This is a genomic window from Serratia sp. Ag1 (assembly GCF_000743355.1).
In the GTDB taxonomy this organism is placed as follows: domain Bacteria; phylum Pseudomonadota; class Gammaproteobacteria; order Enterobacterales; family Enterobacteriaceae; genus Chania.
Map to the genome: position 1 here is coordinate 19,612 of NZ_JQEI01000013.1, position 13,280 is coordinate 32,891.

Below are 13,280 nucleotides of genomic sequence, written 5' to 3' on the forward strand. Positions count from 1 at the left end.
GTACCGGCCATGCACAACAGCATGGCAAAAGCCTGAGGCGGGGGAGCGGCGCGTGATTACTGGCCGTCGAGCAGGATCAGGTCTAAATCTTTTTTCCGCAGCACCAGGCTGACGCGACGGGTTTTTATTTCTATCGGATCGCCGAGCGGTGCAACACGTACCACTTCAAATAATGAGCCAGGCAGCATGCCGAGTGACAGCAGTTTTTGCCGATAGGCGGGGCTGATTGCGTTAGAGAAACCGGCAATTTTATAAGTCTGTTTTGGAAGAAGATGCATATTACCTTCTTGGTGTTCAAAGCGTTTCCGCCGGAATGTCGTTTGCAGAACCGTTCTGCCCAAGCTCCCTTGAACGGAAATGGGGCTGCAATGGCATACTAGACATGCGACATAATAATAGTGAGAACGATTATCGTAATCAATGCCAAAGGTGGCGGGCTGGTCGCTAATTATACTATTTCTTGCGATACATCAAAAAGAAGTGCAAATAAGGCACGGCTGGGAGCGGCGCGAACCCGCTCCCAGCCGCAATGCTTAGCGTTTTTTACCGAACGCGGCAGCCAGTGCATCACCCATGGCGCTGTTACCTGCCGGGGTGCTGCTGCGTGGCTTTGCAGCTTTGTTGGCAGGCGCGCGTGAAGGGTTATCACGTGCCGGAGTGCTATTGTTGTTGCCACCACCACCACGGCGTGCTGAACCTTCGCCCGGCTGCTCATCCAGGCGCATACTGAGCGCGATACGTTTGCGCTGCAGATCGACTTCCATCACCTTCACTTTGACGATATCACCGGCTTTCACCACGGTGTGCGGGTCTTCTACAAACTTGTCCGCCAACGAGGAGATATGCACCAGACCATCCTGATGGACGCCGATATCCACAAACGCGCCAAAGTTGGTGACGTTGGTGACCGAACCTTCCAGAATCATCCCCACTTGCAGGTCATTCAGCGTTTCTACGCCTTCGGCAAAAGTGGCGGTTTTGAATTCTGGGCGCGGATCGCGGCCTGGTTTTTCCAGCTCTTTCAGGATGTCGGTAACCGTAGGCACGCCGAATTTCTCATCGGTGAAGTCGCTGGCTTTCAGGTTGCGGATAGCGCTGGGGTTGCCCATCAGCTCCTGCAACGCTTGTTGGGTGGCGGCCAGAATACGTTCTACTACCGGATAGGTTTCCGGGTGCACGGTTGAGGCATCCAGCGGGTTATCACCGTGGTTGATACGCAGGAAGCCCGCGCACTGCTCAAAAGCTTTTGGCCCCAGGCGGCTGACTTTCAGCAGTTGTTCGCGGTTGCTGAAACGGCCATTCTCATCGCGCCAGGCGACGATGTTCTGCGCCATCATGCGCGTCAGACCGGCCACGCGGGTCAGCAGAGGGACGGAGGCGGTATTGAGATCAACACCCACGGCGTTTACGCAGTCTTCCACCACCGAATCCAGTTTCTTCGCCAATTGGCTTTGGCTGACGTCGTGCTGATATTGGCCGACGCCGATGGATTTAGGGTCGATCTTCACCAGTTCGGCCAGCGGATCCTGTAGGCGACGGGCGATGGAAACCGCACCGCGCAGCGAAACATCGAGGTTCGGGAACTCCAGCGCGGCCAGTTCGGAAGCGGAATACACCGAGGCACCGGCTTCGCTGACGATCACTTTCTGTGCTTTGACCTCTGGGTACTGCTGTTGCAGCTCGGCAAAGAAGCGCTCGGTCTCGCGGGAAGCGGTACCGTTACCGATCGCCACCAGCTCAACTTTATGCTTGAGGCACAACGCTGCAACCACCGCAGCGGCTTTGGCGGCCTGGCCGGTGTGCGGATAGACGGTGTCGGTCGCGACCAGTTTGCCGGTGGCATCCACCACCGCCACTTTGACCCCGGTACGCAGGCCCGGATCCAGCCCCATGGTGGCGCGCATACCGGCTGGAGCGGCCATCAGCAGATCGTGCATATTGCGGGCGAAAACGTTGATCGCTTCGTCTTCGGCACGTTCACGCAGGGTGCCCATCAGTTCGGTTTCCAGGTGCAACAGCACCTTGATGCGCCAGGTCCAGTTAACCACCGCTTTGCGCCAGGCATCGGCGGGCGCGTTGTTCAGGCGCAGGTTCAGGTGGTTGATGATGATCAGCTCGCCCTGGCTTTCGCGCGGCGCTTCTTCAAACTGCGGATCGGCATTCAGCGCCAGTTGCAGCACCCCTTCGTTACGGCCACGGAACATCGCCAGCGCACGGTGGGAAGGCACTTGTGAAATCGGTTCATGGTGATCGAAGTAGTCACGGAATTTCGCGCCTTCCTCTTCTTTGCCTTCGACGACCTTGGACACCAGATGGGCGTTTTTCCACAGGTAGTCACGCACTTTAGCCAGCAAGGTGGCATCTTCGGCGAAGCGTTCCATCAGGATGTAGCGCGCGCCGTCCAGCGCCGCTTTCACATCGGCAACGCCTTTGTCGGCATCAAGATAACGTTCGGCCACCTGTTCTGGCTGCTGCTGCGGATCTTGCCACAGTAAATCGGCCAGCGGTTCCAGACCCGCTTCAATGGCAATCTGCCCACGGGTGCGGCGCTTGGGTTTGTACGGCAGGTAGAGGTCTTCGAGTTCGGTTTTGCTCAGGGTGGCGTTAATCGCACCAGCCAGCTGTTCGGTCAGCTTACCTTGCTCGTCGATGGATTTGAGGATGGTCTGGCGGCGATCTTCCAGTTCACGCAGGTAACCCAGGCGGGTTTCCAACTGACGTAGTTGGGTGTCATCCAGGCCTCCGGTGACTTCCTTACGATAGCGTGCGATGAACGGCACGGTGTTACCTTCATCCAGCAGGCGGATGGCAGAGTCAACTTGCTCAGGCCGGGCCTGCAGTTCTGTTGCAATAATGCGGCTCAGTGGGTCATTCATAAGATCGGATATCTGCTCAGCACGATAATCAATAGGGGCATAGTTATACGGTTTGCAGGGATAAAATGCCAGCGTAGCGGGCGGTAGCGGTTTGCTGCTGGCTGAAATCCTCAGTCTGTCACATAGGTGATTTCATTGACTGACCAAAACGCTTCACCAGACGGTGTTTGCACTGTGGCGCTATCGCCCACTTCTTTTTTCAGCAATGCGCGGGCCATCGGCGAGTCGATGGAGATGTAATCTTTGCGGCCAAAAATCTCATCGTAACCGACGATGCGAAAGCGTTTGATATCACCATCATCGTTTTCGATCTCCACCCAGGCACCAAAGAACACGCGGCCTTCCTGCTGCGGTGAGTAATCGACAATTTTCAACTGCTCAAGGCATTTGGTGAGATAGCGCACCCGGCGATCGATTTCACGCAGCCGCTTTTTATTGTACTGGTAGTCGGCATTTTCACTTCTGTCGCCCAGGCTGGCAGCCCAGGTGACTTTCTTGGTGACTTCCGGGCGCTCTTCACGCCAAAGAAAGTCCAGCTCTTGCTTCAGCTTGTTGTAACCCTCGCGGGTAATCAGCAATGTTTTCATCGTTATCCACTTTGCAGGTAGCCGTTAATCTGAGGATTCTCGCATAAACGGGTCATCGAGTGCGTTTTTTATGGTTATCGCTGAGGTACACTGCCAACACCGCTTTTGTTGTCAACGTCAGCCACCGCAAGCCGGTTTTTTTGACCAGCGGTGGTGCTATCCTGCGTGAAAACAATTGATATTTGAGCAAAAGAATAAGCTTTGTAACAATTTCGGCTAGAATGTATACCATTAAATGCTGTCAGTAATGGTGGCGTTTTTTAACAATACGAGGCCGTTGCCAACGAGTTGCCAAGTATGGGTACGGGCCACAGCCTAGAATCAGGCAATACAGCCTTTGGGAGTAACACAATGCAAGAAAATCATAAGATCCTGGTCGTCGATGACGATATGCGTCTGCGTGCGCTTTTAGAACGTTATTTAACGGAACAGGGTTTTCAGGTGCGTAGCGTGGCTAACGCTGAGCAAATGGATCGCTTGCTGACGCGTGAATCTTTCCACCTGATGGTGCTGGATCTGATGCTGCCGGGCGAAGATGGGCTTTCTATCTGCCGCCGTTTGCGCAGCCAGAGCAACCCGATGCCGATCATCATGGTGACCGCCAAGGGCGAAGAGGTGGATCGCATCGTCGGGCTGGAAATCGGGGCCGATGACTATATCCCTAAACCATTCAACCCGCGTGAACTGTTAGCCCGTATCCGTGCGGTGTTACGCCGTCAGGCCAATGAGCTGCCTGGCGCGCCTTCACAGGAAGAAGCGGTTATCGCCTTCGGTAAATTCAAACTGAACCTGGGTACGCGCGAGATGTTCCGCGAAGATGAGCCGATGCCACTGACCAGCGGCGAGTTTGCCGTGTTGAAAGCGCTGGTCAGCCATCCGCGTGAACCGCTGTCACGCGATAAACTGATGAACCTGGCTCGTGGCCGCGAATACAGTGCGATGGAGCGCTCCATCGATGTGCAGATTTCTCGCCTGCGCCGTATGGTTGAGGAAGATCCGGCGCACCCTCGTTATATTCAGACCGTTTGGGGCCTGGGCTACGTTTTCGTACCGGACGGCACTAAGGCATGAAGCGATTGCGCTTTTCACCGCGTAGCTCGTTTGCCAGAACTCTGCTGTTGATTGTCACCTTGCTGTTCGTCAGCCTGGTGACAACCTATCTGGTGGTGCTCAATTTCGCCATCCTGCCCAGCTTGCAGCAGTTCAACAAGGTTCTGGCATACGAAGTCCGTATGCTGATGACCGATCGGCTGCAACTGGAGGATGGCACGCTGCTTGAAGTGCCACCGGCGTTCCGCCGAGAAATCTACCGTGAACTGGGCATTTCCCTGTATACCAACGCGGCGGCGGAGGAGAGCGGTTTGCGCTGGGCGCAGCACTACCAATTCCTTAGCCAGCAGATGGCGCAGCAACTGGGTGGGCCAACCGACGTTCGCGTCGAGGTGAACAAAAACTCGCCGGTAGTTTGGCTGAAAACCTGGTTGCAGCCAGACATCTGGGTGCGTGTGCCTCTGACCGAAATTCACCAGGGTGATTTCTCACCGCTGTTCCGTTACACCTTGGCGATCATGCTGTTGGCGATAGGCGGTGCCTGGTTGTTTATCCGCGTCCAGAATCGCCCACTGGTTGAGTTGGAACACGCGGCTTTGCAGGTGGGTAAAGGCATTATTCCCCCGCCGCTGCGCGAATATGGCGCTTCAGAGGTGCGTTCTGTAACCCGGGCTTTTAACCAGATGGCGGCTGGGGTGAAGCAACTGGCCGACGATCGCACGCTGCTGATGGCCGGTGTGAGCCATGACTTGCGTACGCCGCTGACGCGCATCCGGCTGGCGACGGAAATGATGAGCACCGAAGATGGCTATCTGGCGGAGTCGATCAATAAGGATATCGAAGAGTGTAACGCCATCATCGAGCAGTTTATTGATTATCTGCGTACCGGCCAGGAAATGCAGACCGAGATGAGCGATCTGAACGCCATTCTGGGGGAAGTGGTGGCGGCAGAAAGCGGCTACGAGCGGGTGATAGAAACCGACATGTTGCCGGGCGAATTGATGATGAATGTCCATCCGTTATCGATCAAACGCGCAGCAGTTAACATGGTGGTGAATGCGGCCCGTTACGGCAATGGCTGGATTAAGGTCAGCAGCGGGCGCGAGTTGCAACGCGGCTGGTTCCAGGTGGAGGACGATGGCCCCGGTATCAAACCGCATGAGCTTAAACACCTGCTCCAACCTTTTGTGCGGGGGGACAGCGCACGCAGCACCAGCGGTACGGGTCTGGGGTTGGCGATTGTGCAACGGATTATTGATGCTCATGCTGGGGCGCTGGAAATTGGCACCAGCGAACGCGGAGGGTTGCGTATTCGCGCCTATATTCCGCTACCGATAGAAAGACGGGAATTAGCCAACGGCCAGCAAGCGGCTAAAGACACTGCATAGTTTCCTGACCGGGCAGTGGCTCGGTCAGGGTTTTCTGCTCATCACGTAATATTCCGCTGCTTCTTCATGCAAACGCCTGCCGGTTATGGCCTGCCAAGGGTCGATTAACTCAATCCCGCAATGGAGAAAGTCTTTGGTATTACGTGTTGCCAGTGTTGCGCCATATTGCAGACAGGTGGCGGCAATTTGTGTGTCGGGAATACTCATTAACCTACCTTGCCGCTGATTTCTTCCCATTAACTGAGCGTATTGCAAAGCGCAAAGTGTATCAAATGGCAGAATCTGCTCATCGAATCTTATCTGTACTGCCTCGGACAGTTTATTCCTGAGCTCAAGCTGACGTTTGCCGTCAGGCATACAGGCAACCCCGCTAAACAACTCTGCAAGTACAATGACGCTCAGATAAAGTTCGTCGTTATCTTTTTCATTCAGCCAACTAATGACGTTGTAATGTGGATGAGGGCGCAAGGTTTCTGAAATGACATTGGTGTCGAGAATAATCATGCTGGGTCATCATCATCGTCAAAGGTGACAATACGCGGTGGCACGGCATCGCGGGGAGGGATCTCCAGCTCTACACCACCGAATTCGGCAAAATGCTGGTGCATCCAGGTGCCTAAACCGTAGCGCGGCGGTTTTTTCATCAGTGCCTGTTTCAAAATCATACGTGCTTCCTCCTCCATGGAATGGCCATTTTTAGCCGCTGAGATACGCAGCAATTCTTTTACTTCATCATCCAGATTCCTGACGGTGATAGTAGCCATTGAACCCCCTTTGCTAGCAATGATTGCATTGCATGATTATCCTATCGGGGTGATTAAAAAACAAGCAGATGAAACGAAAAAAGGCGCGGTGCGCGCCTTGGGGAGAAGTATAGGGGGCTGGGTGATAAAGACCGTTACAACGCCCCCTACAGAGGGTATTACAGCTTCGGCCCTACACTGACCAGCGCTGCACCAGCCGGTGTGTCGGTATATTTGTCAAAGTTGGTGATAAAGCGCTTCGCCAGATCCTGCGCTTTTTCTTCCCATTGCTCTACCTTGGCGTAGGTGGCGCGAGGATCGAGGATCGCCGGATCAACGCCTGGCAAGGTGGTTGGCATCGCCAGATCGAAGATCGGCAGCGTGATGGTTTCTGCTTTATCGATCTCACCGCTGAGGATGGCGTCGATAATGCCACGGGTATCTTTGATCGAAATACGTTTACCAGTGCCGTTCCAACCGGTATTCACCAGGTAAGCCTGTGCACCGGCAGCCTGCATACGCTTAACCAATACTTCGGCGTATTGGGTTGGGTGCAGTGACAGGAAAGCAGCACCGAAGCAGGCGGAGAAGGTTGGGGTTGGTTCGGTGACACCGCGCTCGGTACCGGCCAGCTTGGCAGTGAAACCAGACAGGAAGTGGTACTGGGTCTGGTTAGCCGTCAGGCGCGATACCGGCGGCAGTACGCCAAAGGCATCGGCGGTCAGGAAGATCACCTTGGTGGCATGGCCTGCTTTCGAAACCGGCTTAACAATGTTGTGGATGTGGTAGATCGGATAGGAAACGCGGGTGTTCTCGGTTTTCGAACCATCATTGAAATCCACGGTACCATCGGCCAAGACGGTCACGTTTTCCAGCAGCGCATCGCGCTTGATGGCGTGATAAATATCCGGTTCAGCTTCTTCGGAAAGTTTGATGGTTTTAGCGTAGCAACCACCTTCGAAGTTGAAGACACCGTCGTCATCCCAACCGTGCTCGTCGTCACCGATCAGTTGGCGTTTCGGATCGGTAGAAAGCGTGGTTTTACCGGTGCCGGACAGGCCAAAGAACACTGCCACATCGCCTTTCTCGCCCACGTTGGCCGAGCAGTGCATAGAGGCAATGCCTTTTAGCGGCAGCAGGTAGTTCATCATTGAGAACATCCCTTTCTTCATTTCGCCGCCGTACCAGGTTCCGCCGATCAACTGCATGCGTTCGGTCAGGTTGAACGCCACGAAGTTTTCCGAGTTCAGACCCTGTTGCTGCCAGTTCGGGTTGGTGCATTTAGCCCCGTTCATTACCACGAAGTCAGGTTCGAAGTCCTGCAGTTCTTCTTCGCTTGGGCGGATAAACATGTTTTTCACAAAGTGTGCCTGCCAGGCCACTTCGGTGATGAAGCGGACTTTCAGGCGCGAATCTGCGTTGGCACCGCAGAAAGTATCAACCACAAACAGACGTTTGCCAGAGAGTTGTTCGGTAACTAGCTGTTTCAGATCTGCCCAGACTGCCGGGCTGAGAGGTTTATTATCGTTTTTGCCTTTACCCTGATCGGCCCACCAGACGGTGTCCCGGGTGATATCGTCGCGAACGATGTATTTATCTTTTGGAGAACGACCAGTAAAGATACCGGTATCAACGGCAACGGCTCCCAAGCTGGTTACGACGCCACGCTCAAACCCTTTCAGTGAAGGATCGGTCTCTTCCTTAAACAGTAATTCATAACTCGGATTGTGAACGATTTCACCAACGTTATGAATACCATAAGCGGCAAGATCCTGGTGGGTTATACCTTTAACACGCATGTCACTGCTCCTTGATCACAGAATTTCTGGCAACAATTGTAGGGATTCAGCAGAGAGTAACCGCGATAGCTATCAAATATTTAACGTTTTAAACGTTTTTTAGCTACGTTATGAGATATAGCACACGGAAAAAAGCAAGTGTGCAAATGGAGGGGGTTGGCGAGCGACAAAGTGCGCTCGCCAGAGTGTGGTGCAACTTAGTGTAACTGTGGGTTGCTGTCGGTATTACCACTGTAAAGTGCGGCAATATCCACGGCATCGAAGACATAATGATTGCCACAATAGTCGCAATTCATGTCGATGTTGCCATCCTGTTCCAGCATATTGGTGACTTCTTCTACCGGCAGTGTCAGGAGCGCATCGGCGCAGCGCTGGCGTGAACAGGTGCAGCGGAACGTCACGTCCTGCGGTTCATAGAGCGTCACTTCTTCCTGATGGTACAAGCGGTAGAGCACCTCGTTGGCCGGTAAGCTGAACAGCTCTTCACTCTTGATGGTGGCAGTCAGTTGCACCAGATGGTCGAAATCATCAGCATTGCCGTCCTGTGCCGGTAAAACCTGCAGCAACATACCGCTCGCGGCGGGTTTCCCGGCAGATTCGCCGGTACGGATGAACAAGCGGGTCGGCAACTGTTCGGACTGGCGGAAATAGCCTTCCAGGCAGGCGGCCAGCGTGTCACCTTCCAACCCGACAACGCCCTGATAGCGCTCACCTTCTGTCGGGCTGATGGTAATAACCATAATACCGTTGCCGAGCATCTGGTGCAGCGTGTTGCCTTCGGTAATCGGGCCTTCCACACGGGCCACGCCGCGCATTTCCTGGCGGTTGTTACCGTTGATCACTGCCAGTTTAAGCGGGCCATCACCTTGTAACTGCACGGTGATATCACCGTCAAATTTCAGCGTGGCGGTCAGCAGGCTGGTGGCAACCAGTAATTCACCGAGCAGCTTTTGTACCGGTGCCGGGTAGTCATGATTGGTCAGAATCTGCTGATAGGTTTCATTGACGGTAACCAGTTCACCGCGCACCGCGTAGTTTTCGAACAGGTAACGGTGTAATTGGTCATGATTGGACATAGTTTTCTCTCATTGAGGTGAGGGAGGATTCCGGCTCACCAAGCTATCTTATGTGCGGGCCTACTGGCTCTTGAATTTAATCAAATCGCGCCGCTCTTTTTTGTCTGGACGGCGATCCGGGTGTGGCATCGTCAGCGCGTTCATCTTGCGGGCCAGCGCCATTTTCTCACGGTTGGCGATGCTGGCCTCCGTTTCCTGATAGATCTGCTGGGCCTCGCTGGCTCCACGCCGTTGGCCAGTTACCGCCAGTACCACCACGGTACGTTCTTCATTGCCCTGGCGCAGTTTGATCTCGGCATTAATCTCAACGGTTTTGCTCGGCTTGCTGCGTTGCCCGTTGTAATGCACTTTGCCGCCGTCGATCATTTCACGTGCCAGCGCCCGGGTTTTATAAAAACGTGCGGCCCACAGCCATTTGTCCAGACGGACGGCGCTATCCTGTGTTTCCTTGGTTTTCATTATTCCCCCTGTTGCAGCGCTGGTATCAACTGGCGGTAGTCGCTCATTGATGGGTAGTGCTGAAAAGTTTTACTCACCGTGCTGGAGTCCGGGTTTTGCACCCCTAGGCAGTGGCGGATACCAAAGGTTTGGGCGGCGTCCAGAATAGGCTCGCTGTCATCAACAAACAGCGTGCGCTGTGGATCAAAGCCGGTTTGCTGCTGTACCGCCTGCCACAGACGCTGATCTTCTTTTGGATAACCAAATGTGTGGGTGGAAAGTAATAAATCAAGGTGTTGATCCAGCCCGGTGTGCTCAATTTTTACCGCCAGGCTATGCGGATGGGCATTGGTCAGCAGAATAGTCCGGCGGCCAGCCTGGCGCAAAGCCTGCAGAAACGGCGCAGTATCTGCGCGCAGCCGCGCGCGGTTACCCACTTCGCTGGTCATACGGTAGATATCCAGCCCCAGCCGATGGCTCCAATAATCAAAGCAATACCAGTTCATGGTGTGCTGCACTGCGAGATATTCGGCATGAATGATTTTACGGGCATCATCAAAAGGGATAGCCCGCAGTTCACTCAGCGCTCGTGGCACCAGCGTCAGCCAGAAATGGCTATCGAACTCCAGATCGAGCAGCGTGCCGTCCATATCCAGCAGCACGGTATCAATATCGCGCCAGTCGAACTCGGGAACCATGAAAAAACTCCGTAAGCAGGCCAACAAGGGTCAATAGTGTTAGCGTAGCATAAGCCGAGTCAGGGGAGTGCACGCGAGATGCCTGGGATAGGAAACGCCCTAAATGACCGGGCGTATGACGACTGGCGTGAGCTGGGGGTTGAAACAGCTTTCATAGTAGCGCTGGATGTCGGCAAGGCGATGTTGGTTCTTGCGCCAGCGTTGTACCAGCCGCCAGGCACTATAGCCAAGAGTGCCCACCAGGGCCAGCAGCAGCAGGCTGGTGCCGAGGTAACGCCACAGGGTGATGATATCCGGTTCGCTGTGCAAGGCGATATGGCGGGTGCCATTGGCATCAACGGAGATATTGGTAATGACGCCCTGAGCGCGGAACGGTGTGTTCAGCAGCAGTCTGGAGAGACGTTGCAGTTCGTTCCACTGTTCGAGAGCGCTATATTCGCTCAGCGATTGGGTTGGCAATGGATGATCAACCAACTGTTTGCCTTCGTCGCTGGAGATCAGGAAACCGCCCGGCGGTGGGCTATTGAGTGCGGACGCCGACTGGCGGATCTCGTTGGTGACAAACGACGAGGTAGCGGCGCTGCTCAGGCTGTCGAGGGATTCGGCACTGACTGGCCGTAAAAGGACGTTAACCCCCTTCAGGGTGCCGGATTTAGCGCGTTTTACCAAGCCAGCCCAGTTTTTGGCATTGCCCAGATTGACCAAGGCATTTTTCAGCCGGACACAGTCGTTTTCTGCATCGCAGAGATCTTGGGTTTTGAGCACAATATCCGAGAAATCATCCAGCAGGATCATACCGGATTTTTCAATCGCGCTTGCCAACTGGGGGTTAAGTTTCTGCTCAGCCCCGCTTGGATGCAGTTGCCGCTTAATCGTGGCCAACAGGGCGGAGGCTTTATCGATCACTTCTGATTCTGGTTGTGGCAAGGGTTCGGCATTGTTCCAGTAGATCTTGGAGCAATCGAAAGGCATAAAGTTGGGCTGCGTAATGGTGACGTTGCCTGATGGCACATAGCACATGCCATAGCCTTGAATTCTTAAGGTATCACCAATACGCAGTGGTGCAGCCTCCAGTGCTTGCACGCTGGTGACATCGGATTTCTGCGCCCCCTGTAGCCAGGCGCTGCTGAGTTTGAACGGCAGGCTGAGCGGGACATAGGTCAGCAACAAAAGCATAATCACCAGGGAGCTGGCGGTCAGTACGGCGTGCTTTACCCATGGCTGCAGAGGGAAATTTTTGACCTCGTCGTGCAGGGAGAGGTACTGCCCTTGGCGCACCACCTGGCGGTTGAGATAGATATCCACATTGGTGACTTTACCCAGATCCGCCGCGAGGTAAGGTTGCCAGTGTGCAGGGTAGGTCAAATCGATCGCTCCGAGAGAAATATTGCTGAGCTGCCCCTGATCGGATTCGCCGAATAATCCCCAGCGTTTTGGGGTGCCACGCAGGCAGTGGACTTCTTTCAGCTCGCTTTCCGTTGGGTGGCGGAGCAGGTTCCAGCAACCCCAGATAATCATCAGCACGGCAACACATATCATCCAGGGGATGATGATTACCGGGCTGATCAGGCTAAAGAATAACAGCAAGAGTGCGGCGGAAATGGTCGCCGCTTCTTTGATACCGTTCGGTCGATTGAGCGCGTGTTCCTGGGGCGTTTCTTTACGAATGTTTACCAGTTCAACATGTTCACTCTCTTCCTGACGGATCGACGCATTCTTTGCTGGCATTGCAGTAACCATTGGTGGTTGTGGGCGTTCGTGTATGTAGTCAAGCAACGAATAGCCATTAAGAGAGATAACCAGTGGCAGTGTCTGGGTTTTGATCACCTCAACATGATTATCGGCGCTAATGTATTGTTCCCAAAACGGTGGCAGATGTATTTCTTCAGAATCAAGATAATAGCGCCAGTTATTGGGCTCATCACTGGCCAGACCATAGCGGGTAATAGCATGAGTGATGGGGTAAACGTTATCGCTCTGTGGTGTGAGAGCTAACCTGACGGAGGGCAGTGCCGTCGAGGTGGGCAAAAATTTGTTATTGAGCTTATTTTGTTGGTTAAGATAATGCTCAACCGCCGCACGCTCATCCAGAGTCAGCTTGCGGTGCGTTGGTTTAATAAACGACAGGGCACTTAAGCCTACCAACGTTGGCCGTTTGTATAATTTGAACCAGAAGTAGAGGCCAGCAACGATCAGGCCAGCCAGCACCAAGGCCAATATTAACGCTATTGTGCTCATGCTGCCCTCATCGCGAACCCGAAAGACTTGCCAACCACACGCATAATTTTCTGCCTAATTATAGGGGGTTAGCTTCCAAGGGATACATACCCTTCCTGCCTGAAGCCGCTGGCAAGCGGCAACTTGGATATCGGGTAGAATCACCCATAATCAACGTTTACTGGTTTCACTAAGTTATCCCTTAGTGAGAGCCTACAGAATCCATGAATAACATGATGATAGCAATCCCTTCGTAAGCTCGATATCGGCTTTATCCTATTTTATTATTCAGTTTTTAGTGAGTTCTTTGGGAAAATAGCTCTGTACTGGCTACGCTTGTTAAAAAAAAGTAAATTAATGCTTGAGCTCGTTGCGACTGAGGCTCTCATTAACGCACAATGTGATCAA

The 13,280-nt window shown here is 53.8% G+C and carries 12 protein-coding genes; 2 read left to right on the forward strand and 10 right to left on the reverse strand.

All coding sequences use genetic code 11. From position 1 onward, the window contains the following. Positions 1-56: 56 nt before the first annotated feature. From feoA to greB, 3 genes are all read right to left on the reverse strand, one after another. Positions 57-278, reverse strand: a complete 222-nt coding sequence (gene feoA / locus IV04_RS07605) for a ferrous iron transporter A (protein WP_037402845.1) — start codon at positions 276-278, stop codon at positions 57-59. Between the two features lie 255 nt (positions 279-533). Continuing rightward, on the reverse strand, positions 534-2,876 hold the full coding sequence (locus tag IV04_RS07610; RefSeq protein ID WP_037402843.1) for a Tex family protein: 2,343 nt from the start codon (positions 2,874-2,876) through the stop codon (positions 534-536). 110 nt (positions 2,877-2,986) lie between these two features. Then, positions 2,987-3,463 carry a transcription elongation factor GreB gene (gene greB, locus IV04_RS07615; protein WP_037402841.1) on the reverse strand — a complete coding sequence of 159 codons (477 nt, stop codon included), beginning with the start codon at positions 3,461-3,463 and terminating at the stop codon, positions 2,987-2,989. Positions 3,464-3,814: 351 nt separating this feature from the next. On the opposite strand from greB, the gene ompR reads away from it, so the two are divergent. Both ompR and envZ read left to right on the forward strand, forming a co-directional pair. Further along, positions 3,815-4,534, forward strand: coding sequence for a two-component system response regulator OmpR (ompR, locus tag IV04_RS07620; protein ID WP_037402839.1), 720 nt, complete (start codon positions 3,815-3,817; stop codon positions 4,532-4,534). Next, positions 4,531-5,901 carry a two-component system sensor histidine kinase EnvZ gene (gene envZ, locus IV04_RS07625; protein ID WP_037402837.1) on the forward strand — a complete coding sequence of 457 codons (1,371 nt, stop codon included), beginning with the start codon at positions 4,531-4,533 and terminating at the stop codon, positions 5,899-5,901. The genes ompR and envZ overlap by 4 nt, the downstream gene beginning before the upstream one ends. Before the next feature lie 24 nt (positions 5,902-5,925). On the opposite strand, the gene IV04_RS07630 is transcribed toward envZ, so the two are convergent. The 7 genes from IV04_RS07630 to IV04_RS07660 all read right to left on the reverse strand — a co-directional run bounded on the left by IV04_RS07630 (position 5,926) and on the right by IV04_RS07660 (position 12,893). Continuing rightward, a complete protein-coding gene (locus IV04_RS07630; protein WP_037402835.1) occupies positions 5,926-6,405 on the reverse strand; it encodes a type II toxin-antitoxin system VapC family toxin in 480 nt (159 codons plus the stop codon). Continuing rightward, a complete protein-coding gene (locus IV04_RS07635; protein WP_037402833.1) occupies positions 6,402-6,665 on the reverse strand; it encodes a plasmid stabilization protein in 264 nt (87 codons plus the stop codon). Before IV04_RS07635 ends, IV04_RS07630 begins: the two co-directional genes overlap by 4 nt. A gap of 158 nt (positions 6,666-6,823) precedes the next feature. Beyond that, positions 6,824-8,443, reverse strand: coding sequence for a phosphoenolpyruvate carboxykinase (ATP) (gene pckA, locus IV04_RS07640; protein WP_037402830.1), 1,620 nt, complete (start codon positions 8,441-8,443; stop codon positions 6,824-6,826). Positions 8,444-8,640: 197 nt separating this feature from the next. Further along, a complete protein-coding gene (gene hslO, locus IV04_RS07645; protein ID WP_037402828.1) occupies positions 8,641-9,519 on the reverse strand; it encodes an Hsp33 family molecular chaperone HslO in 879 nt (292 codons plus the stop codon). A 60-nt stretch (positions 9,520-9,579) separates the two neighbouring features. Beyond that, a complete protein-coding gene (hslR, locus tag IV04_RS07650) occupies positions 9,580-9,978 on the reverse strand; it encodes a ribosome-associated heat shock protein Hsp15 (RefSeq protein ID WP_037402827.1) in 399 nt (132 codons plus the stop codon). Then, positions 9,978-10,655: a GMP/IMP nucleotidase gene (yrfG, locus tag IV04_RS07655; RefSeq protein WP_037402825.1), complete on the reverse strand. Its 678-nt coding sequence runs from the start codon at positions 10,653-10,655 to the stop codon at positions 9,978-9,980. The genes hslR and yrfG overlap by 1 nt, the downstream gene beginning before the upstream one ends. 99 nt (positions 10,656-10,754) lie before the next feature. After that, entirely contained in the window at positions 10,755-12,893 is a 2,139-nt protein-coding gene (locus IV04_RS07660) for an intracellular growth attenuator family protein (protein WP_037402822.1), read from the reverse strand. Positions 12,894-13,280: the final 387 nt, after the last annotated feature.